At 64.3% G+C, this 22214-nt stretch carries 20 protein-coding genes; 17 read left to right on the forward strand and 3 right to left on the reverse strand.

Going from position 1 to position 22214, the window contains the following annotated elements:
* Positions 1-22 precede the first annotated feature (22 nt).
* From NP945_RS16050 to NP945_RS16070, 5 genes are all read left to right on the forward strand, one after another.
* The gene (locus NP945_RS16050) at positions 23-886 is read left to right on the forward strand and encodes an ABC transporter permease (RefSeq protein WP_256746898.1); all 864 of its coding nucleotides are present in this window, start codon (positions 23-25) and stop codon (positions 884-886) included.
* A complete protein-coding gene (locus NP945_RS16055; RefSeq protein ID WP_256746899.1) occupies positions 886-1674 on the forward strand; it encodes an ABC transporter permease in 789 nt (262 codons plus the stop codon). Before NP945_RS16050 ends, NP945_RS16055 begins: the two co-directional genes overlap by 1 nt.
* Positions 1674-2738 carry an ABC transporter ATP-binding protein gene (locus NP945_RS16060; RefSeq protein WP_127317865.1) on the forward strand — a complete coding sequence of 355 codons (1065 nt, stop codon included), beginning with the start codon at positions 1674-1676 and terminating at the stop codon, positions 2736-2738. The genes NP945_RS16055 and NP945_RS16060 overlap by 1 nt, the downstream gene beginning before the upstream one ends.
* Before the next feature lie 209 nt (positions 2739-2947).
* Positions 2948-4198 carry an aconitase X gene (locus NP945_RS16065; RefSeq protein ID WP_256746900.1) on the forward strand — a complete coding sequence of 417 codons (1251 nt, stop codon included), beginning with the start codon at positions 2948-2950 and terminating at the stop codon, positions 4196-4198.
* On the forward strand, positions 4195-4620 hold the full coding sequence (locus tag NP945_RS16070) for an aconitase X swivel domain-containing protein (protein ID WP_256746901.1): 426 nt from the start codon (positions 4195-4197) through the stop codon (positions 4618-4620). The genes NP945_RS16065 and NP945_RS16070 overlap by 4 nt, the downstream gene beginning before the upstream one ends.
* Before the next feature lie 242 nt (positions 4621-4862).
* Here NP945_RS16070 and NP945_RS16075 read toward each other — a convergent pair whose 3' ends face one another.
* Positions 4863-5948 carry a siderophore-interacting protein gene (locus NP945_RS16075; RefSeq protein ID WP_256746902.1) on the reverse strand — a complete coding sequence of 362 codons (1086 nt, stop codon included), beginning with the start codon at positions 5946-5948 and terminating at the stop codon, positions 4863-4865.
* Positions 5949-5950: 2 nt separating this feature from the next.
* A complete protein-coding gene (locus NP945_RS16080; RefSeq protein ID WP_256746903.1) occupies positions 5951-8080 on the reverse strand; it encodes a TonB-dependent hemoglobin/transferrin/lactoferrin family receptor in 2130 nt (709 codons plus the stop codon).
* A 186-nt stretch (positions 8081-8266) separates the two neighbouring features.
* Here NP945_RS16080 and NP945_RS16085 point away from each other — a divergent pair, with 186 nt between their 5' ends.
* From NP945_RS16085 to NP945_RS16115, 7 genes are all read left to right on the forward strand, one after another.
* On the forward strand, positions 8267-9211 hold the full coding sequence (locus tag NP945_RS16085; RefSeq protein ID WP_127268612.1) for a hemin ABC transporter substrate-binding protein: 945 nt from the start codon (positions 8267-8269) through the stop codon (positions 9209-9211).
* Positions 9212-9494: 283 nt separating this feature from the next.
* Positions 9495-10040 (forward strand): thioredoxin family protein, encoded by a 546-nt coding sequence (locus tag NP945_RS16090; protein ID WP_256746904.1) that lies wholly within the window; start codon positions 9495-9497, stop codon positions 10038-10040.
* An 81-nt stretch (positions 10041-10121) separates the two neighbouring features.
* Positions 10122-11747: an FAD-binding protein gene (locus NP945_RS16095; protein ID WP_256746905.1), complete on the forward strand. Its 1626-nt coding sequence runs from the start codon at positions 10122-10124 to the stop codon at positions 11745-11747.
* On the forward strand, positions 11744-12070 hold the full coding sequence (locus NP945_RS16100) for a ferredoxin family protein (RefSeq protein WP_127255510.1): 327 nt from the start codon (positions 11744-11746) through the stop codon (positions 12068-12070). Before NP945_RS16095 ends, NP945_RS16100 begins: the two co-directional genes overlap by 4 nt.
* Before the next feature lie 32 nt (positions 12071-12102).
* Positions 12103-12939, forward strand: a complete 837-nt coding sequence (locus NP945_RS16105; RefSeq protein WP_256747048.1) for an ABC transporter ATP-binding protein — start codon at positions 12103-12105, stop codon at positions 12937-12939.
* A 12-nt stretch (positions 12940-12951) separates the two neighbouring features.
* Complete coding sequence (locus NP945_RS16110) at positions 12952-13848, forward strand: ABC transporter permease (RefSeq protein WP_256746906.1); 897 nt, start codon at positions 12952-12954, stop codon at positions 13846-13848.
* A gap of 36 nt (positions 13849-13884) precedes the next feature.
* Positions 13885-14904, forward strand: coding sequence for an aliphatic sulfonate ABC transporter substrate-binding protein (locus NP945_RS16115; RefSeq protein WP_256746907.1), 1020 nt, complete (start codon positions 13885-13887; stop codon positions 14902-14904).
* Between the two features lie 49 nt (positions 14905-14953).
* Here NP945_RS16115 and NP945_RS16120 read toward each other — a convergent pair whose 3' ends face one another.
* Positions 14954-15982, reverse strand: coding sequence for a LacI family DNA-binding transcriptional regulator (locus NP945_RS16120; protein ID WP_127269506.1), 1029 nt, complete (start codon positions 15980-15982; stop codon positions 14954-14956).
* A 336-nt stretch (positions 15983-16318) separates the two neighbouring features.
* Between NP945_RS16120 and NP945_RS16125 the strand changes: the two genes are divergently transcribed.
* From NP945_RS16125 to NP945_RS16145, 5 genes are all read left to right on the forward strand, one after another.
* Positions 16319-17932 carry an extracellular solute-binding protein gene (locus NP945_RS16125; RefSeq protein ID WP_127331050.1) on the forward strand — a complete coding sequence of 538 codons (1614 nt, stop codon included), beginning with the start codon at positions 16319-16321 and terminating at the stop codon, positions 17930-17932.
* A gap of 81 nt (positions 17933-18013) precedes the next feature.
* The gene (locus NP945_RS16130) at positions 18014-18874 is read left to right on the forward strand and encodes a carbohydrate ABC transporter permease (RefSeq protein WP_127269508.1); all 861 of its coding nucleotides are present in this window, start codon (positions 18014-18016) and stop codon (positions 18872-18874) included.
* A complete protein-coding gene (locus NP945_RS16135; RefSeq protein WP_256746908.1) occupies positions 18871-19830 on the forward strand; it encodes a carbohydrate ABC transporter permease in 960 nt (319 codons plus the stop codon). The genes NP945_RS16130 and NP945_RS16135 overlap by 4 nt, the downstream gene beginning before the upstream one ends.
* Positions 19827-20921, forward strand: coding sequence for an ABC transporter ATP-binding protein (locus NP945_RS16140; protein ID WP_256746909.1), 1095 nt, complete (start codon positions 19827-19829; stop codon positions 20919-20921). Before NP945_RS16135 ends, NP945_RS16140 begins: the two co-directional genes overlap by 4 nt.
* Before the next feature lie 202 nt (positions 20922-21123).
* Entirely contained in the window at positions 21124-22185 is a 1062-nt protein-coding gene (locus tag NP945_RS16145; protein WP_256746910.1) for an ABC transporter ATP-binding protein, read from the forward strand.
* Positions 22186-22214 lie beyond the last annotated feature (29 nt).

The raw sequence follows: 22214 nt of genomic DNA on the forward strand, positions 1-22214 counted from the left end.
CCAATCCTGGGAGGAGGGTACCATGGCAGCTGCGACAGCGTCGCGAAGCGGGCTGAGATCGGCATTGCCGCTGCTGGCGCCGGCCTATCTCTGGCTGACGGTGGCGATCTTCCTGCCGCTATCCGCCATGGTCTTCTTCTCGTTCATGACCGAGCTGCCGCTGTCGGGAAAGCCGTGGGCGTTCACGCTTGGCAACTATGCCGCCTTCTTCTCGCAGAGCCTCTATCTGACGCTGCTGCTGGCCTCGCTGCGCCTTGGCCTCGAAGTGACGCTATGGTGCATCGTCATCGGCTATCCCGCCGCCTACGTGCTGGCCAAGGTGCTGAAGGGGCGCAGCCGCGAGGCGATCTTCCTGCTCGTCATCCTGCCGTTCTGGTCGAATGGGTTGGTGCGCATCTTTTCCTGGGCGATGGTTTTGCGCGAAGGCGGCATCCTCGACACCGCGCTTAATGCCGTGCTGCCGTTCAAGATCAACATCGACCTCATGTATTCCTATCCGGCCGTCATCATCGGGCTGGTGCATTCCTATGTGCCTTACATGGTGCTGACCTGTTATCTCACGCTACAGGCCATCGACGACTCGCTGATCGAGGCCGGGCGCTCGCTTGGCGCATCGCGGTTGCAGGTGCTGAAGCGGGTGATCATCCCGCTGTCGATGCCCGGATTGGTCGCGGGTGCGGCGCTGATCTTCGTGCCGGCCGTCGGCTCGTTCATGGAACCGCGCATCCTGGGCGGCCGCACCGGCACCTTCTACGGAACGGTCATCGAGGACCAGTTCGTCGCCGTGTTCAACTGGCCGCTCGGTGCCGCACTCTCCTTCATCCTGCTGGCGGTAGTGCTGGTCATCCTGGCGGTGGCGTCGCCAGTGCTGCGGAGGGCCGCGTGATGACGACGACCCGCATCCTCGAAGGACTCGGCCGCCTCTACATCTGGCTGCTGCTTGCCTTTCTTTATCTGCCGATCATCATCATGGCGCTGATGTCGTTCAACGTTTCTCCCTTCTACCAATTGCCGTTCGAATGGACGACTGAATGGTATGCTTCGCTGTGGCAGAACGACCAACTGATCGCAGCGACCTGGAACAGCGTCGAGATCGCGGTCATCACCACGATCATCTGCGTCGTGCTCGGCTCGGCGGCGTCGCTGGCGCTCTATCGCTACGAATTTCGTGGCAAGAAGTTCCTGCAGGCGCTTTTGTTTCCGCCGATCGCCATACCGTGGCTGATCACCGGCACGGCAATGCTGATTTTCTTCTTCGGCGTCGGTATCGGCCGTGGCCTGCATGCGATCCTGCTCGGCCATGTCGCATTGGCGCTGCCCTATGTCATCGTCGTCGTCTCGGCCCGGCTGCAGACCTTCGCGCCGGAGCTGGAAGAGGCGGCGCGCTCACTAGGCGCCAACCAGTGGCAGGTGACGCGCCGCATCACGCTGCCCTGGATCATGCCCGGCGTCATCGCCGGCGGGCTGTTCGCGTTTGCCGTTTCGTTCGACCAGTTCGTGGTGTCCTATTTCCTGGCGACGCCGGGCCAGACGACGCTGCCGGTCGAAATCTACGCCGCGATCCGCAAGGGTTTCACGCCCGAGATCAACGCGGTCTCGACCATCATCATTGTCGTGTCGATGGCGCTGATGCTGCTGACGGCGCGGTTCTTCAAATTCGGCGGAGAGAAATAATGGCCGGCGTGCAGGTATCCGATGTCTCGCGCAGCTTTGGCGCGCACAAGGCGCTGGACAACGTCTCCATCGACTTCGCCGATGGCGGCTTCTACGCGCTGCTCGGGCCGTCGGGCAGCGGCAAGACCACGTTGCTGCGGCAGATCGCCGGTTTCGATTTTCCTGACTCGGGTCGCATCACCATCGGCGGCGAGAGCGTCGAGCGGGTGCCCGTCGAGAAGCGTCGTATCGGCATGGTGTTCCAGAACTATGCGCTGTTTCCCAATATGAGCGTCGCCGACAATGTCGCCTTCGGCCTGTCGGTGCGCGGCGAGGCCAGGGCGATCATCGCTACCGAGGTGCAGCGCGCTCTCGATCTGGTGCAGCTTGGCAAGCTCGGTGGCCGCCGGCCGCATCAGCTCTCCGGCGGCCAGCGCCAGCGTGTGGCTCTCGCCCGCGCCATCGTCACCAAGCCGCGCGTGCTGCTGCTCGACGAGCCATTGGGCGCGCTCGACAAGGCGCTGCGCGTCGACATGCAGATTGAGCTCAAGCGCATCCAGCGCGAGATCGGCATCACCACCATCTTCGTCACCCACGACCAGGAAGAAGCGCTGACGATGAGTGACCGCATCGGCATATTGCGCGACGGAAGGCTGGTGCAGGAAGGGCCGCCCGAGGAAATTTATGATCGGCCAAAGAGCGAGTTCGCCGCCACCTTCCTCGGCGATGCCAACATCTTTCGCGGCGATACGACGGGCGATGGCATCCGGCTGCCGGACGGCACGGCGATTGCCGCCGGCGCGGGTGCCAAGCTTGCCGCCGGCGCCAAGGCGAGCTGTGCCGTGCGCCCCGAACGCATCCGCATCGCCACGGATGCCGGAGCACCGGATGGCACCGCCAACATGCTCAAGGGGCAGGTTTCCAAGCGCATCTTCGCCGGCAACAACAGCACCTATTTCGTCGAGCGTGGCGGCCAGACGTTGAAGGTGATTGTACAGAACACGGGTGTCGACAGGCTGGCGGAAGGTCAGGACGTCGTTCTGCGCTGGTCGCCGGAGAGTACGGTGTTGATCGCGGCGGGGTAGGTAGAGCGGTTCGCCCCCCTCTGTCCTGCCGGACATCTCCCCCTCAAGGGGGGAGATCGGCAGCCTCAACGCCGCCACTCTTTCTTCAACACTGGAAATTTGCGAAAGCGGCAATGACAGCTAATCTCCCCCCTTGAGGGGGAGATGCCCGGCAGGGCAGAGGGGGGCGCTGTCCCTCCGTCCTTTCCGACAACGAGCCCGGAGCTGCGATGACGCTGGAACTGACCGCACAGGACCGAGCCATGCTCGATGGCGAGCAGGGCCCGTCCGCCGCCGCCGCGATGAAGATCCTGGTCGCGTTTTCCAATGCGGTCGGGGCGGGCTGCCTGCTCGACATTGCCGGCGCCCATATCGATGGCTGTCTCTACCACGGCAAGGCCGGTCTCGATTTCGTCGAGCGGCTGGTCGAAGGCGGTGGCCGCGTTCAGGTGCCGACGACGCTGAATGTCGGTTCGTTCGATCTCATCCATCCCGGCATGGTCAAGATGCCCCTAGCGGAAGAGGTGCCGGCGCGGCGGCTGATGAAGGCGCATCTGGAACTCGGCTGCCAGGCGACCTTCACCTGCGCGCCCTACCAGACGCGCTTTCGGCCAAGCTTTGGCCAGCAGATCGCCTGGGGTGAGTCCAACGCCATCGTCTTTGCCAATTCGGTGATCGGCGCGCGCACCAACCGCTATGGCGATTTCATCGATCTGTGCTGCGCCATGACCGGCCGCGCGCCGGCCTGGGGCCTGCATCTGAGCGAGAACCGGCGCGGCCGGATCCTGTTCGAACTGGATGTTCCAGACGGCGAGCTGAGTGACAGCCTTTTCGTCGGCGTCGGGCTAATCATAGGGCAAGCGAGTGGCGACCGCGTTCCGGTGATTGCCGGTCTGCCGCGGCCGCGTGACGAGGACCAGCTGAAGGCGCTGGGTGCGGCGGCTGCAACGACGGGTGCTGTGGCGCTGTTCCATGCGGTCGGCATCACGCCGGAAGCGATGACGCTCGATGAGGCGTTCCAGGGTCATGCGCCTGACGAGACGATCCGCATCACCCGCGCCGATATCGACCATGCGCTGGCCAGGCTATCGAGTGTGCCGGACGGCTCGCCGCTGGCGGCCGTGTCGCTCGGCACTCCGCATTTTTCGCATGCGGAATGGATGCGGCTGTTGCCGTTGCTGCGCGAGGAAGCACCCGGCAGGGGCATCCCGATCTATGTCAACACGGGCCGTGCGACCCTGACGCGACTGCAGGAGGAGGGCGCGCTTGATGGCATGGCGGCGTTCGGCCTGATTCCGGTCGCCGACACCTGCACCTATGTCACATCGATTCTGGAACGCCTCGACGGCGTGGTGATGACCAATTCCGGCAAATGGGCGCATTATGCGCCCGGCAATATCGGCGTGTCCGTCGCCTTCGCCGAGATGGAGGACTGCATCCGCTCCGCCGCGGTCGGGCATGTCGTTCGGAGCGTCTCATGACGCGACTGGTGGAACGAACCGGCACCTTTCAACTGACCGGTGAGGCTGAGGGCCAGGCGCTGGTGTTTTCGCAACCGCTCAGCTTCTGGGGCGGCATCGATGCCGAGACCGGCGAGATAACAGACCATTCGCATCCCGGTCTCGGCCAGAATGTCGCCGGCAGGATTTTTGTCATGCCGAGCGGGCGCGGCTCATCGTCTTCATCCTCGGTCCTGGCCGAGGCGATCCGCAGGGGAACCGCGCCAGCCGGGATTCTTCTGGAGCGGCCGGACCCGATCCTGGCGGTGGGCGCCATCGTTGCCGAATTTCTTTATGACATCCGCATGCCGCTGGTGGTGTGCGACATTGCCGGCATAGCTTCCGGCGACAAGATCATGATTGGTGTTGGCGAGGATGGCGAGGCGGTCATTCGCAAAGTCTAGGGACGAGCGCTTGCTAACCGAACTCAGCGCCGCCCCTCATCTGGCTGCCGCCATCTTCTCCCCGTAAACGGGGCGAAGGGGCTTGTTGCAACGCCGGCGCTGTTTTTTGTGACGTTGGTGATTGGCGAAATCATCGGCGACAGTGTCCTTCGCCCCGTTTACGGGGAGAAGATGCCGGCAGGCAGATGAGGGGCACCGCCGACGCCTCTCACTTCACGCTGCCATCAACCGCGCTTCAGACCTCAACCAGCCATCAATCCGGCAGAGCCACGCCGCCAATAGGCAGCCGCCAGCGTCTGATCGCGACCAAGTCCCAGCGTGTCGCGCCAGTATTCGCGCACGATCTTGGCGGCAGCGGCTTCCGCCGCAAACCAGCCGAAGACCGAACCGTCCTGCGGCCACGCTACCGAGCGGACAGCCTCGGCCAGCCGTCTGTCCTCGCCCGCCGGCACGCCGTTCGTTGTCAGCCAATGCAACTCGATGCGGGTGGCATTGTTGATCGCTTGCCTTTCGCCATCATTGGCGATCTCGACAAAGGCGACGCCCTTTGTCTCGGCCGGCAGCGTCTCCAGCAGCCGCGCCAGCGCCGGCAGGCCGGTTTCATCGGCGCCCATGAGATACCACTGCGCCTGTCGTACCGGACGGCCGACCGGCCCCATGATGCCAACCTTCATGCCGGGCGCGGCCTGCATGGCCCAGGCGGAGCCGACGCTCTCGCCGGGATGGACGAGGAAGTCGACATCGATGATGCCCTTTTCCACGTCGAGCGCGCGGATGGTGTAGACGCGCGCCACCGGGCGCCGGTCATCGGCGGGCCAGACCGGCAAGCCATTGCCGCCCAGCACTGGCCACAGCGGATCGGGCACCTCCCTGGTCGGAAACAGCATGCGGATATGCATGCCGCCGAATTTGGCGAAACGCGAGAGATTCTCGCCGGCCAGGCGAATGCGGCGCATATGCGGAGTGAGGTCGCGAACATCCGTCACCACCATCTCGCGGAACTGGGCGAGGCTGGTTTCGCCTGAGAGATCGCCGGTCCAGACGATTTCGGGGTTTTCGTCCCTGGCATAGACTTGCACCGCCGTGGCGAGCAGATCCTTGATGCGGGCCAGCCCGTCGCGATCGGCGGCTTTGGCACGCATCACCAGCCGCTCCATGTCGATGGAGGCGTCGCCGAAGGCGAAGCGGAAATCGATGCGCTGTCCATGATGCGAGGCATCGGCCTCGAAGCTCCGCAGCCTGTCGCTGATGCTGTCCATGTAGTCGGGCAGATGTCGCAGGTTGAGCTGTGCCTCACAGGCCAGGTCACGCACCGATGCTTCGCTCATTGTCAGCTTCCGATCCTGCCGGTGAGCGCCACCTTGAAGGTGCGGCCCTTGCCCTGTTCGGTTGCCGCCGAGGTCGACCATGCGCTTTGCGGGTCGGTGTAGGCGGTGTTGAAGACGTTATCGACGCCGAAATCGAGCTTGAGGTTGTCATTGACGCGCCAGTTGGCGAAGACGTTGACCAGGTCGAAGGCGTCGTCGACAATCGGCACGGCGTTGGGATTGGTGCGGCTGGTGCGGGTGATCTTGCCGACGCTGAGATATTGCGCGCCGACCGTGAGCTGGTCTTCCAGCATGCGGAAGCCGATCGTGGCCGAGAAGCGGTCGAGCGGTGTGTTGTTCAGCGCCTGGCCGGAATAGATGCCGCTGACGGCCTTGGCGTCGATCAGCGCGCCGGAGAGGTTCACGAAGCCCCAGCCATAGTCATAGACCATTTCGGCCTCGACGCCCTTGAGGCGCGCGTCGCCGATGTTGATCGCCGTGCGCGTCACGCCGGGGCGCAGGTCGACATCGATATAGTCGTCGACGTCGGTGTGGAAGACGTTGAGCTTGGCGCGCAGCCGGTCACCCGCCGTCAGTACGTCGTCGTATTTCACGTTGATGCCGGCTTCCCAGCTCTTCGCCGTTTCCGGCTGCAGTAGCAGGTTGGGCCGGTAGCTGTCGCCGCCGCCATGTGCACCGCCGCCACGGAAGACATCCTGCAGGCCCGGCGCCCGGTAACCTTCGGAATAGGTGCCGTAGAGTTGAAAACCGTCGAATGGCGTGACGCCGACGGTGAGACGCGGCGACCAGCGGTCGCCGGAGATCGAGGCTTCCTGCGGCGGCACCGTGCGGGTCTCGCCGTCGAGCTGATAGCCGTCATAGCGCATGGCCGCGATCACCTGCAGCCACTCCTCGTAGTCGCCCTGCCATTGCAGGAAGCCGCCATAGCCCTGCTGCTCGCCGGCGCCGAAATGCGCCTCTTCCGAGGAGGCCTCGAGATAGTAATAGTCGAGCCCGTAGGTCAGCGTGTGGGCCAGCCCCCAAGCGTCGAAGCGCGAGGAGTTCTTCGCGTTGAAGCCCGAGGTGGCGACATCATAAAAACGGAAATTGCCGATCGCCGAGGTGGGCCAGACCTGTGTCTGCTCGGCGCGGGTGCGGTTGTGGTAGGCATTGGCGCTGAAGTCGATCAGATCGTTGTCGTCGGGCTTCCAGGTGTAGGCGACGGTGTAGGTCTGGTTGGTGGTGTTGGTGTCGTAGCGGCTCAGCGTTGGCGAGGTCGAGCCGCTGGATCCGGTGATCTGGTCGTTGTAGCGCTGCAGGATGGCGCCGAGCTTCAGCTCGTGGCCATCGGCCGGCCGCAGAGTCGTCTTCAGATAGCCGCTGGTCACCCGCTCGCCGGTCCACGGCACGGTGTCGCCATTGCCGTCGGTGTAGCTGTCGCGGTCGCGATAGATGAGGTTGCCGATGATGTCGGCATCGTCGCTGAAACGGTAGGCGCCGGTGGTGCTGGTGGTGAAGCCGTCGCCATTGTCCTCGTAGCCGAGCTTCTCGCTCAGCGCCCAGCGCTCGTCCTTCTTGAGGAAGTCGCCGGCGTCCTTGGTCTCGAAGGAAACAACGCCGCCGATGCCGCCTGAACCATAGGCATTAGACACCGGGCCACGAATGACCGTGGCTTCCTTGATCAGGTCGGGTTCGACGTAGAACGAGCCAGAGCCGTGGCCGACGCGCCAGTAATCCTGCCGGGCGCCGTCGAGCGTTACGACGACGCGGCCATACTGCTCCAGGCCGCGAATGTTGATGGCGGTCGCCGGGTCGTCGCCATTCATCGATGCGGCGACGCCCGGCGTGGTGCGAAAGATGTCGGCGGCGGTGTCGGGCTGGATGCGGTCGAGTTCGTCCTGATCGATGGCGCTGATGGCGGCCATCGATTCGATCACCGCCGTCTTGATCATCGTCGCCGAGATGGTGATCACGTCGAGCATGGTCGCCGGCTGGTTCTGCGCGGGATTGGCCGGCGCCAGGCGGCCGGCCTTGGCGGCGGCCTTTTTCTCCTGGTCCTGTTCCTGCGCGTTGGCAAAAGGCACGGCGCAGAGGCCGAGCACGAAGGCGAGCGCGGTGCTCGCCATCAAGGTCGTGTTTGTTGTCGTTGTCATAGTCATGCAGCCCCCAAGCAAAAGCAAAACTGCTGGCGGTGGCTGAAGGGCCTTGGCTGGCATGATCGAGAATCCCTCGACCAGGCGGGTCGGGGCAGGGGTCACATATTAAAACATGATGACATAAGTCAACTTTAAATTTATAGCCGACCGTCATCGAGAAGCATTTGGCACGGGAGCAGCGGCATGGTCGGAAGTGTGGGCGATGGCAAGAGGATCGGCTGGTTGCAACCGGGCAGGATCGCGGCGGTGCTGCTTCTGGCGCTGTCGGTGCTGGCGCCTTCCTGCGGCTTCAAGGCGCTGGCCGCCGAGACGGTTGTCGATGCGCTGGGGCGAAGCGTCGTGCCGGGCGCGGCGACCCGAATCGTGACGCTCGGCTCCGACGTCACCGAGATCGTGCACGCGCTCGGCGCCGGCGAGCGGATCATCGCCGTCGATCGCGGCAGCAAATATCCGCCATCCGTAACCGGGAAGCCCAATGTCGGCTACCGCCGCCAGCTTTCGGTCGAGGGGCTGGCCAGCTTGCGTCCCGATCTGATCCTGGCGGCCGAGGACAGCGGGCCGCCGGAGGCGGTCGAGGTGCTGAAGTCGCTGGCGATCCCGATCGTCTTCGTCCCGCAGGACAACACCCCGCAAGGCATCGAGCGCAAGATCACACTGATCGCCGCCAGCCTTGGGCTCGAGGACAAGGGCAAGGTGGTTTCCACCGAGGTGCTCACCGCCTTTCAGACGGCAGCCGACCTGGCAGCAAATATTCCGCCGGAGCGGCGCAAGAAGGTGGTGTTCTTCCATGGCCTTGTGAAGCTGAGCGCAGCCGGTGCCGGCACCTCGGCCGACGCCATCATCCGCTACGCCGGCGGCCGCAACCCGATGGATGTCGTGCAGGGCTACAAGGCGGCATCAGAGGAAAAGCTGATCGAGATGGCGCCTGATGTCATCCTGATGATGAGCGACGGCAAGGGTGGCCCGACGCCCGAGCAGGTGTTCGGCAACCGCGCGCTGGCGGCAACGCCGGCGGCGGCCAACAAGGCGCTGGTCGTGCTGGACGGCGCCTACATGATCGGCTTCGGCCCGCGCACATCAGATGCGATCCGCGACCTGGCGAAGGCGCTCTATCCGGAAGGGGAATGACGTCGCGAAAATCGCAAGGCGTTTCGGCTGGGCAGTACCAATTCGTCGTCGAACCCGTTGCGCTTGATAAATCCTGTCCGTCCGGATTTCTCCGGATCGGCTTCCGCCCGAACAAACTTGGCGGCTCGGCCTGAAACATTGACACGATATTCTAAGCCGCGCGGTTGACCGTGAATGTGCTCTCCAGCCTATAATTATACTAAATTCATAGACTAACTGCGAACGTTCGAGGCGCTCGCACCTTGGCCTGTGAAAACCGGCTGCACAAAGGGAGCGCGCATCAATGCCGAAGACAGAGTCCAATCCGATCGACCTCGGCACCAGGGCGGCCGATTTCCTGCTGCCCGACGCGCAAGGCGTGCTGCACCGCCTCGCCGATTTCGACGCCAAGCCGGCGTTGCTCGTCGCCTTCATCTCCAACCGCTGCCCGTTCGTCGTGCTGATCCGTGAGCAGCTTGCCGCTTTCGCCAGGGATTATGCCGGCAAGGGGCTGCAAGTGGTGGCGATCAACGCCAATGACCATGAGGCGCATCCGGAGGAGACGCTGGCCCGCATCGGCGAAGAGGCCGAAAAATTCGGCTATTCTTTCCCCTATCTCAAGGATGCGTCGCAGCAGACGGCGAAGGCCTACGGCGCCGCCTGCACACCCGATTTCTTCCTGTTCGGCACTGACCGGCGGCTCGCCTATCACGGCCAGTTCGACGATGCGCGGCCGGGTAATGGCAAGCCGGTGACCGGTGCCGATCTGCGGGCAGCGGTCGACACGGTGCTGGAGGGCGGCAGGCCCGCTGCCAGCCAGGTGCCGTCGATCGGCTGCAACATCAAGTAGAGCGCCGGCAACGAGCCGGTCTGGTCTTCCAGCGCGGCCCGCGCGGCCTAGCGCCGTCCTCGACGCATTCGCCAGGTATCCATGCCCAAGCCGCAAAAATCCGTTTCTGACAGGCTGCACCTCCAGGCCGACGTGCTGATTCTGGGCGGCGGCCCGTCAGCGGCCTGGGCGGCTGTCGCTGCGGCCGAGAGCGGCGCCAAGGTGGTGCTGGCCGACAAAGGTTATCTCGGCACCAGCGGCGCCACCGCGCCCTCCAACACCGGCACCTGGTGCGTGCCGCCGGGCGACAACAGGCATGCCGTCGTTGAGCGGCGTTGGCAGCGCACCGGCGAACTCGCCGACCCGCGCTGGATGCTGCGCTGCGTCGATACCGCCTACCGCAATTTGCTCAGGCTGTCCGAATGGGGCTATCCATTTCCGAGCGAGGATGACGGCCGGCTCTACATCGCCAATCTGCGCGGGCCGGACTACATGCGCTTCATGCGCCGCCGGGTGCTGTTGGCCGGCGTCACCGTGCTCGACCATCACCCGGCGCTCGAACTTCTGTCCGACGGCGATGCCATCGTCGGCGCCGCCGGTGTCGCCAGGCAGATCGGACAGGACTGGCGCGTCGATGCCAAAGCGGTGGTGCTGGCGACCGGCGGCTGCGCTTTCCGCGAGCGCATCCTCGGCGCCACCGGGCTGACCGGCGACGGCTATCTGATGGCGGCGGAGGCCGGCGCCAGCCTGTCGGGCATGGAGTTCACCGGCAAGTACACGCTGGCGCCCTATGGCTCCTCGCTGAACAAGGGGCTGCCGTTCCGCTGGGCCTCGTTCCATCGCGAGGATGGTTCGCCGATCCTCGGGCCGACCGGCGAGCCGTTGCGCAACGGCATCGGCGACCGCGAGGAGGAAGTGGCGCGCGCGCTGATCGACGGCCCGGTCTATGCACGGCTCGATCAGGCCGAACCGGCGCTGCAGGGCTGGCTGCGGCAGGGCCAGCCGAATTGCTTCGTGCCCTATGACCGCGCCGGCATCGACCCGTTCAGCGAACTGTTCCGCATCACCCTGCGCGCCGAAGGCACGGTGCGCGGCACCGGCGGCATCGACATCGTCTCCGACGATTGCGCCACCGGAGTGCCCGGCCTCTACGTCGCCGGCGACGCCGCCAGCCGCGAGATCATGACCGGCGCCGTGTCAGGCGGCGGCGCCGTCAATTCGTCCTGGGCGCTGGCCAGCGGCTGGTGGGCGGGCAAGGGCGCTTCGACCTATGCAAAGCGTCGGACCGGCAAGGCGTTCCGCAGTGCGGTGCAATCGCTCGGCCAGGCCGGCTTGCGTCCGGTTGGATCGCCGCTTGCCGACATCTCGGCGGGCGAAGTCATCGAGGCGGTGCGTAGCGAAGTCACGCCGCTCGACAAGAATTTCTTCCGCACTGGCGAGGGCCTGGAGAAAAGCGGCGAGCGGCTGGAGAGTGTCTGGCGCGACGTGCGCAATCATCTGCAAGGCGAGGGGCTGGACCGGGTCCGCACGCGCGAGGCAGCTTCGATCGCCGCCGCCGGGCGCTGGTCCGTGGCCGCAGCGCTGCATCGCACGGAAAGCCGCGGTATGCATCGCCGCACCGATTTGCCGGGCAAGAGCCCGGCCTTCGCGCACCGGCTGGTCATCACCGGTGTGGATGCGTTCCGCATCGCAGGCGCGCCTGAGCGGCTGGCGGAGCTGGCGTCATGATCGAGATCGTCTCGGCCACGCGCTGCGTCGAGTGCGACATCTGCGTCAAGGTGTGCCCGGCCAACGTCTTCGACGCGACCGACAATGGCGTGCCGGTGATCGCTCGCCAGGAGGACTGCCAGACCTGCTTTCTCTGCGAGATCTATTGCCCGACCGACGCGCTTTATGTGGCCGAGTTCGCCGAAGGGCCGACCGGCATCACGGAAGCTCAGGCCGACGCCCGACAGCTGTTCGGCTCCTATGCCCGCGCGCTTGGCTGGAAGCGCGGCAAGGCGGGCGGCTCGGAATTCGACCCGACGCACCGCATCCGCGTGGCGCAGTGAACCGATCGGAGACAGATATGGATCGCCCGAACATGGACCGGATCGTCGTCAGCGACATCAGCAAGACCTTCCAGCTCAAGCCGGGGCAGTTCGTCACCGTGGATGGCGAGGCGACCGACCGCGTCACCGTGCTCGATGGCGTCGATCTTTCCATCCGCAAGGGCGAGTTCATCACGCTGGTCGGCCCGAGCGGCTCGGGCAAGTCGGTTCTGCTCGATATCATTGGCGGGCTGACGCAGGCGACCGACGGCAACGTCCAGCTCGACGGCAGGCGCATCACCAGGCCCGATCCAAAGACCGGCTATGTCTTCCAGCAATATGCGCTGTTTCCCTGGCGCACGGCGCTCGCCAACATCGAATATGCGCTGGAAGTGCGCGGCGTGGCCAAGGCCGAGCGTACCGCCACAGCCCGCCATCTGTTGGCGCTGTTTGGCCTTGCCGGTTTCGAGGACCGTTTTCCCAACCAGCTGTCCGGCGGCATGCAGCAGCGTGTGGCGATCGCGCGTGCGCTGGCCAGCAACCCGGAAGTGCTGCTGATGGACGAGCCGTTCGCGGCGCTCGACCAGCAGACGCGCGAGCTTCTGCAAGGCGAGCTGCTGCGGATCTGGGGCAAGATCAACACCACGGTGATTTTTGTCACCCACTCGATCGACGAGGCGATCTTCCTCGCCGACCGCGTCGTGGTGATGACGGCACGGCCGGGCGCGGTGAAAGAGATCATCGACATCGACCTGCCACGACCGCGCGACGGCGACATCCGCGCCAGCGCCGAATTCAATCTATATCGCGCCCGCGTCTGGGACGTGCTGCGCGACGAGGTCAACAAGGCGCAGAAGGACTGGACCCTGTCGCCAGCCTTCAGTCGCTGAGGAGCTGGACCAATGGCCTATCTGACCGAGAAGTTTGGCTCCGCGGGAGCGCTCCACCTGTTTGCCGGCGCTGGCGAAACGGTAGCCGCCGCCAGGGTCCCGGCCATCAAGGCCAGCGCCAAGATCCGGAGCAAGAAAGCAAGCCACGGCACGTTCCTCTATGGCATGCCGCTGCTCGGCCTGTTCTTCCTGCTGTGGGAGATCGCGCCCCGACTCGGCTGGCTGAACCGCATCTTCTTTCCGCCGCTGAGCGAGGTGCTGGTCGCCTGGTGGGCGCTGCTCGCCTCGGGCGTGCTGATCGAGCATATCGGCATCAGCCTGCAGCGCGCCGCGATCGGCTTCGCACTCGGCGTGGCGGTGGCCATCCCCCTCGGTCTGTTGATGGGGCGCTATTCGCTGTTCGAGAAGGTTTCCGACCTCCTGGTGCAGACGCTGCGAAACACCTCGCAATTCGCACTGCTGCCGGTGTTCATCCTGTTGCTCGGCATCGGTGAGGAATCGAAGGTGGCGATCACCTTCTACTCCTCGGTTTTCTTTCTCCTCGTCAACACGATCAGTGGCGTCAAGTCGGTGGATCCGCTGCTGATCAAGGCGGCGCGCTCGATGGGTACGTCCGACTTCGATCTGTTCCGCAAAGTCATCCTGCCGGCCAGCATTCCCTCGATCGTCGCCGGCGCCCGGCTGGCGGTGAAATCCTCGCTGTTCGCGGTCATCGGCGCCGAGATGCTGGCGGCCAAATCCGGCCTCGGTTTCCTCATCCAGAACTCGCAGCTGATGATGGAAACGGCCGACATGTACGCCGGCATCCTGACGCTGACCGTCATCGGCCTGACCGTCAACTACCTGCTCGTCTGGTTCGAGCGCTGGGCAACAGCCTGGAAAGGCCAGTCCGAGACCTCGCTCATTTAAGCGGTCCATTCATTCCAACCAGGAAGGATTTTTCCCATGCCCAACATTCCATTCGACGCACTTCGCCGGCTGCTGCTGAAGGGCGCTATTGCCGTCGTCATCGGCCTTGGCGGCATGCCTGCCTTCGCGCAGGACAAGCCTGAAATTATCCGCATCGGCAGCACGGCGCCGGGGCATCTCAAATTCATCATCGCCCAGAAGGACGGCTGGTGGGAGAAGGAGTTCGCCAAGGACGGCATCAAGGTCGAACTGGTGACTTTCAATGGCGGTTCGGAGGCGACGACCGCGCTGGCCACCGGTGCGATCGAATTCACCTATACCGGCAACAATCCGGCGCTGCGGGTTGCTGCGTCCGGCGCCGACGTCAAGCTGATCGGCCTGTCGAGCTATGTGAAGGCCGGCGGTTCCTACATCGTCGTCAAGACCGGCTCGCCGCTGAAGACGCTGCAGGATCTCAGGGGCAAGAAGGTCGCCTATCTCACCGGCACGGTGCGGCATTCGAACTTCAGCAAGGCGCTGAACAGCGTCGGCCTGACCACCAATGACGTCGAAGGTCTGAACCTGCCGTTCGAGGCATCCGGCCCGGCGTTGCTGCGCGGCGATATCGACGCCATTGTCGAGACCGATTCGACGGCGGCCAAGCTGGTCGACACCGGCGAGGCGCGCGTCCTGTTCGACACCAGCACTCATCCGGAATGGAACGTGCCCAACGTCATCTCGGTCAACGGCGCCTTCGCGGCGAAATATCCCGATCTGGTCAAGCGGCTGCTGAAGGTCGATATCGAGATTTCGCGTTGGGCCGATGCCCATCCGGACCAGACGATCAAGACCTTTGTCGAGGCCACCAAGTCGTCCGAAAAATCCGTCCGCAAGACCTATGCCGACGGGGTGTTCCATCAGGATCCGAAACTCACGGACGGCGCGATCGCCGCCTTGCAAGGCGAGGAGAAATTCATGGCCAGCGCCGGGCTGCTGAAGGGCTCGATCGACTATGGCAAATGGGTCGACAAGAGCTTTGTCGATGGCGCCGCGGCTGAAGTCGCTGCCGTCCAATAGACTAGAAGCATCGAGCGGGCGGGCGCTTTGCGGCGCCGCCTCGTACAGGTCAAATCTCCGGGATGTTCTCCTTGAAGATCACCTGCAGCCTTGGTTGGTGCAGTTCATAGGGCAGTCCCCGGACCGCATGGATCAGGGTGTTGAGCGCTTCGCGGGCCTCGACGCGCGGGTTCTGGTCGATGACAGCGTCGAGCGTGCCGTCGAGCAGAAGGTCCTTGGTCCCGTCCGTCACTTCGTGGCCGAGGAAGACCATGGACTGGGCGCGGTCGCGCTCCTTGAGCGCGCGGGCGATGCCGGTGTTGCCGGCGCCGACATTGTAGATCGCGGCAAGGTCGGGGTGCCGCTCCAGCAGGGCCGATGCCTCCGAATAGGCCTTCTCGCGGTCGTCGAGCATTTCGCGCATTTCGACGATCTGCAGATTGGGTGATTCCTCGGTCAGCACGTGGCGGAACCCCATCTCGCGTTCTTCGTGGCCGCGATAGGACAGCGAACCTGCGAACAGCGCCACCTTGCCCGGACGCCCCGATCCCATGAAGCGGTTGAGCAGATAGCCGGCCAGCCGCCCGGCGGCGCGGTTGTCGATGCCGATATACGCGACCCTGGGCACATGCAGGATGTCGGAAGCGATGGTCACCACCTTGATGTCGTTGGCCGACAGGGAGCGGATCGCTTCGCGCACCGTCGGATGGTCGAGTGCGATGACGCCGACGCCTTGCGTCTGTCCGCGCAGATCCTGCAGCAGGCGAGCGAGCCGGTCAGGATTGAAGCCCTCTATGGTGGCGATACGAACATCGAGGTCGGGCCGCGCCAGAGCCTGTGCCTCGATGTGGCGGTGCAGCATCTTGATGAAGGAATTGGTGCCGGCCGGCAGGGCGAAGTCGAGCCGGATGACCTCGCCGGGCGAGGGCCGTGGCGGCGTGCCGTTCGGGCCTTCGGCGATGTAGCCGAGGCGCTGCGCCATTTCGAGCACGATTTCCCGCGTGCGCGCCCGTACGCCGGGCCGGTTGTTGAGCACGCGGTCGACGGTGGCGGCCGAGACGCCGGCCTCCCGGGCTATGTCAGTCAGGGTGGAACGCACCGTCTTTCATCTCCTGCATGCGTCGGATCGGCTGGTGACGGCTTCCGCGTCATCGGCGATTCTGATGGGAAATGATGTATCCGCCCTTGGCCGATGTGCAAGCCGCCGGGCTAAATCAAATGGTCCGGCAGGGCTGCGCAGGGCCGGGAAGGGTCGGGTGCCCTCAAATTGAGGCATCCGGCTTGACGGATGGATCCCGTTTTTGTGCATTTCCTTGCCCTATTGCGATGTTATGATGTGTTTTGATTATTTATGATGTTGACAGCCTTGCCATGCTGTCGTCAATATCCCTCATAAGGGTCGTGGAGGAAACGTGGCCCTGAGGGAGGAGTTTCAATGTCTGACTTGATCCGCATCTCGCGGCGCCGGCTGCTGGCATCTGGAGGAAAGGCGGCCGTCATGATGGCTGCTGCTGGTATCGCACCCCAATTCATTCGTCCCGGCCGTGCCTATGCGGCCGACGCGCTGGCGCCAGGCATGATCGGCGGCCCGACGGGCTTCGAAGGGGCCGAGCGCTACCAGTATGGCGCCGATACGCCGGAAGGCCGCGCCATCGAGGCGGCGAAGGCGCTGAAGGGCGCCGGCAAGGCGCCGACCAAGATCGTGCTCGGCCTGTCCGACGGCTCGATCGGCCAGCTCACGCAGCCGTTCCCGGCCGGTGCGCCGTCGATCAAGGAGCTGTGGGAAAAGGAAACCGGCATCGCGATCGAAATCGTCGGTCTGCCGAACGGCCAGGAATTCACCAAGACGATGCAGGACATCTCCACCAAGGGTGGGGCCTACGACATCTACTCGACCGAATGGAACCGCCTCGGCGACCTCGCCGAAACCGGCGGCATCGCCAAGCTCGACGACTTTGTCGCGCAGCATAAGCCTGAATGGGACGATCCCGTCAGCGGCTATGTCAACGGCGCCAAGGGCGTGTCGCTGCTCAACAAATACCGCGGCTCGAACTATGGCGTGTCGCTGGACGGCGACTTCCAGACCTGGGTCTACCGCACCGACCTGTTCGGCGACGAAGCCGAGAAGAAGGCCTTCAAGGACAAATACGGCTACGATCTGGCGCCGCCGAAGACCTGGAAGCAGCATGGCGACATCGCCGCCTTCTTCCAGCGACCGGACAAGGGCCTGTTCGGCTCGACCGACCTGCGCAACCAGGGCTGGGGCTACACGAACTGGTACCAGCGCTATGTCTCGATGGCTTCGCCCAACCAGTTCCTGTTTGGCGATGACGGCAAGCCGATGATCAATTCCGAGCAAGGCATCGCCGCCACCAACGAATATGTTGCTTCGCTCGCGCATCATTCGCCGGATGCGATCTCCTGGGGCTGGCCGGAGCAATACGGCAACTTCGCCAAGGGTGGTGCGGCGATGACCTGCGCCTTCTCCAACCTGCCGAAATTCCTCGACAATGCCGGCAACAAGGATTCAGCCGTCACCGGCAAGATCGGCTCGATGCTGCCGCCCGGCCGCGAGATCGGCGGCAAGCTGATCAGCCGTTCCGTGCTGTGGTTTTCGCTGACCGGCATGGTCTCGTCACAGTCGAAGAACCAGGAGGTCGCCTACCTCCTGCTGCAATGGCTGGGCTCGGCCCGCATCTATGCCTGGATGAGTGCCAACCCCGGCGGTTATCTGGACCCGTTCCGGCTTTCGGACTTCTCCGATCCGCTGGTGCGCCAGACCTATCATGCCTACCACATGGACGTCGTGCGCGAGACGGTCGCCCGCACCGTGCCGACCATCAACTATCCCGGCGCGACAGCCTTCCACAATGCGCTCGACGAGAACCTGATGGCGGCGCTGACCAAGGCCAAGACATCGGAGCAGGCGATGGCCGACACCGAGGCAGAGTGGAAGAAGATCGCCCGGCGCACCGGCGAGGACAAACTGCTCGAAGCCATCAAGACCAACAAGGAGGCCTGGCCGACAGTTCTCGATCCAATCGTCTGATCCTTCTCCCTGGATCATATCGAAGGAGGGGAGGAGCTTGCTTCTCCCCTCCGCCCACAACGCCACCAGCAAAGCCGCCAGATGAAGCGTTCCGTTCCTTTCCTGATATTCCGCTATGCGGCGATCTTCGCGGCCATGGCGGTGACGCTGGTGCCGATCCTGTGGATGGTATCGATGGCGTTCAAGCCGATCGCCGAATGGTCGGCGACCGGCGCCGAACTGACCTGGTGGCCGAAGAACCCGACGCTCAGCAATTTCCGTTTCGTCTTCGGCGAGTCGACCAACAATTTGATCGTCGCGCTCGACCGTAACGCGCTGAAGCCGATCCTCGCGTCGCTGCTGTCGGCGGTTTTCGGCACGGTGATCGCCATGTCGGCGGGCACTGCCGCGGCTTATGGGCTGTCGCGTTTCGGCTCCGGCCAGAACTTGCCGCTGGCGCTGATCCAACTCAGGATCTTTCCGCCGATGGCGGTCATGATCCCGGTGATGATCATGTGGGCTTTCCTCAACTTCACCGACAGCTGGTGGGGCCTGGCGCTGATCTACGGCATCGTCACCTTGCCGTTCGCCTTCTGGCTGATGAAGACCTTCTTCGACGACATGCCGCGCGAGATCGAGGAGGCAGCGCTTGTCGAAGGCTGTTCGCGGCTGCGCGTCTTCACCCGCATCACGCTGCCGATGATGCGCGCGCCGCTGGCCAGTGCCGCGCTCTTCGTCTTCATCCTCAACTGGTCGGACTATCTGATCGCGCTGCTTCTGACGACGCGCGAATGGGTGACGATCCCGGTCTACATGGCCTCGCTATCCTCCTCGATGACCGGGCAGCTCTATGGCGCCAAGGCGGCGCTTGGCCTGATCGCCGCCGTGCCGCCGGTCATCATGGGCATCGCCATCCAACGCCATCTGGTGCGCGGGTTGACGTTCGGGGCGCTCAAGCAATGAGCGCGGTGACTGCCATGACGTCCAAGGATGAGATGAAAGCCGTCGGAGCAAAGCCGGTTTCGCGCGATGAGGGCGCAAGGCTGGGTTTCCGGCTGACGCTGCCTGCGCAGATCCTGGTGCTGTTCATCTCGGCCTTCCCGCTGTTGATGCAGCTCTACATCAGCGTCACCGACTGGTCGCCCCTGTCGGGCACCGGCTGGTGGAACGCCTGGTCGATGTGGAACAGCTTTGCCAACTACACCGATCTCGCCGCCGACGCGCGCTTCTGGAGCGCGCTGAAGCGTACGGTCATTGTCATGATCGTCTGCGTGCCGGCGGAATTCCTGCTTGGGCTGGCGCTGGCGACGCTGTTTGCCGACGATTTCCCGGGCAAGCGCGCCTTCTATTCGATCCTGCTGATGCCGATGATGGTGGTGCCGGCGGTGGCCGGCTACATGTTCTTCATGCTGTTCCAGTCGGGAGGGCCGGTGAACGACATCTTGTCGGCGCTCACCGGATCTCCCGTCACCATCGCCTGGCTGTCGGATCCGACTCTGGCGCTGATCGCGGTGATGGTCGCCGACATCTGGCAGTGGACGCCGCTGATGTTCCTCATCCTGCTTGCCGGTCTGGTCGGCGTGCCGGAGGATCAGATCAAGGCGGCGACGCTGCTCGGCGCCAATCCCTGGCAGCGCTTCGTCACCATCGTGCTGCCGAAGATGAAGACGATCATCATCATCGCGCTGGCGATCCGGGTGATCGAGAACTTCAAGATCTTCGACACGCTCTACATCATGACCGGCGGCGGTCCAGGCGTCGCCACCGAAACCATCTCGGTCTACATCTACAAGCTCACCACTCAGGATTTGATCTGGGGCTATGTGGCGGCGATCGCGCTGGCCATTCTGGTCGTGCTGTCGATCGTCGCGGTGTTTGCCATGAAGCGCATGGCGCGGGCACGCGAGGTAACGGCATGAGCGCGATCCACTTGCAGAACCTGGTCAAGAAATTCGGCGACTTCACCGCGCTCAAAACCATGGACCTGGCAATATCAGACGGCGAGTTCATGGCGCTGCTCGGCCCGTCGGGCTGCGGCAAGTCGACGACGATGAACATGATCGCCGGCATGGAAGAGCCGACCGGCGGCAAGATCCTGTTTGGCGAGCGCGACATGGCCGGCGTGCCGATGGGCCGGCGCGGCGTCGGCTTCGTCTTCCAGAACTACGCCATCTTCACGCATATGACGGTGCGCCAGAACCTTGCCTATGGACCAAAAATGCGAGGGGCTGCCAAAGCCGAGATCGATCGCCGTGTCGGCGCTATCGCTGAGATGCTGCAGCTGACGCCGCTGCTCGACCGCAAGGCCGACAGGCTGTCGGTCAACATCTTGCAGCGGGTGGCGATCGGCCGCTCGGCGATCATGGAGCCGGCGATCTTCCTGCTCGACGAGCCGCTGTCCAATGTCGACGCCGCTTTCCGGGCCGTCATGCGCACCGAACTGAAGCAGCTGCAGCGGCAGTTCCGCCAGACCATGGTCTATGTCACCCACGATCAGCTCGAGGCGATGACCATGGCCGACCGCATCGCGGTCATGGATCATGGCGTGCTGCAGCAGGTCGGCACGCCGCTCGAGGTCTACAACGATCCGGCCAATGTCTTCGTCGCCCGCTTTATCGGTGCGCCGGGCATGAACCTGCTCAAGGGGAGGCCGGCGGAAAGCGACCGCGGACTGGTCGTCGATCTCGGATCGCTGGGCGTCACGCCGCCGCTGCCGGGCGAACTCGCGACGGCCATGCGTGGTGCACGCGGCGAGGTGCTTTACGGATTCCGGCCTGAACAGGCGACGTTGGTGCAGAATGGGCAGGGCCTCGCAATGCCGGTGACCTTTGTCGAACGGATCGGTGCGCGCACCATCGTTCATCTCGGCCAGGGCGAGGCTGCTGTGAAAACGGTGTTCGACAATGATGTCGGACTGGCTATCGGCGACACCGCTGTCATCGCCCCCACTACGTCGTCGGTGCGCGTCTTCGACGCTGCCACCGGCCGCGCCATGAGGGTGGGAGGCTGAGATGTTGGTCCGGCAAATTTTCGCAAGTTGGCGCCGCCCCTCACCCTTACCCTCTCCCCGTGTAGAGACGGGGAGAGGGGGGCGTCATCGTTGGAGCTTCTCCCTTCTCCCCGTCCCTATACGGGGAGAAGGTGCCGGCAGGCGGATGAGGGGCGGCGCCGGCGTTCGCTGCCTGTCACTGATCCGTGGAGCGACCTGAGCCATGGCCGATATCGTCTTCCGTAATGTGACCAAACGCTACGGCAATACACTCGCCGTCGACGACGCCTCGTTCACCGTCAACGACAATGAGTTCTTCTGCTTCTTCGGTCCGCCGCTGTCGGGCAAGTCGACCATCCTGCGCCTCGTGCTTGGGCTGGAGACACCTGACACCGGCGAAATCCTGATCGGAGGCAGGCCGGTCAACGCGATGTCGCCAGCCGAGCGCAACGTGGCGATGGTGTTCCAGAACCTGGCGCTGTTTCCGCATATGAGCGCGCTCGACAATGTCCGCTTCCCTCTGGTCGAACGCCGGGTCGCCGAGGTCGAGATCAAAAGGCGGGTCGCCGACGTCGCGGCGAAGCTGCATATCGGCCATATCCTGCACAAGCCGCCGGGACAGCTTTCGGGCGGCGAGCGGCAGCGCGTGGCGATCGCCCGTGCGCTGGTGCGCGATCCCAATGCCTATCTGATGGACGATCCGATCTCGGCGCTCGACGCCAGGCTGCGCGAAGAAACGCGCGTCGAACTGAAGCGCATCCAGCGCGAACTCGGCAAGACGCTGATCTATGTCACGCATGACCAGGAAGAGGCGATGTCGGTCGCCGATCGCATCGCTATCCTGGAAGACGGCAAGATCAGGCAGATCGGTACGCCGGCGGAGATTTACGACCGCCCGGCCAGCACCTATGTGGCAAGGCTGCTTGGCTCGCCGATGATGAACATCCTGAGATCGGCGCGCGGCGAGGGCGGTGTCGAAGCGGCTGAAGGCACGATCCGCATCGAAGACAAGACAGCGCCCGCCGACGCTGTGGAGATCGGCCTGAGGCCGGAAGACATCAAGGTCAGACCGTGGGCGGACGGGGGCCCGGGCCGCCCGGCGCGAGTGTTCGAGGTCGAGCCGCTTGGCGGCTACACCGTGGTGACGCTCGCTGCCGGGCAGGCGCGCCTGAAGGCATTGCTGCGCGGCCAGCCCGACATCCGGCCGGATGCCATGGTGGCGATATCCTGCGAGCCGGCCAGAGTGCATTATTTCGAACAGAGCGGCGGGGCGTTGGCACGATGACGGCCGCCGCAAGGAAAGAGTTTCGGGAG

This window comes from Mesorhizobium sp. LMG17149 (genome assembly GCF_024518695.1).
In the GTDB taxonomy this organism is placed as follows: Bacteria; Pseudomonadota; Alphaproteobacteria; order Rhizobiales; family Rhizobiaceae; genus Mesorhizobium.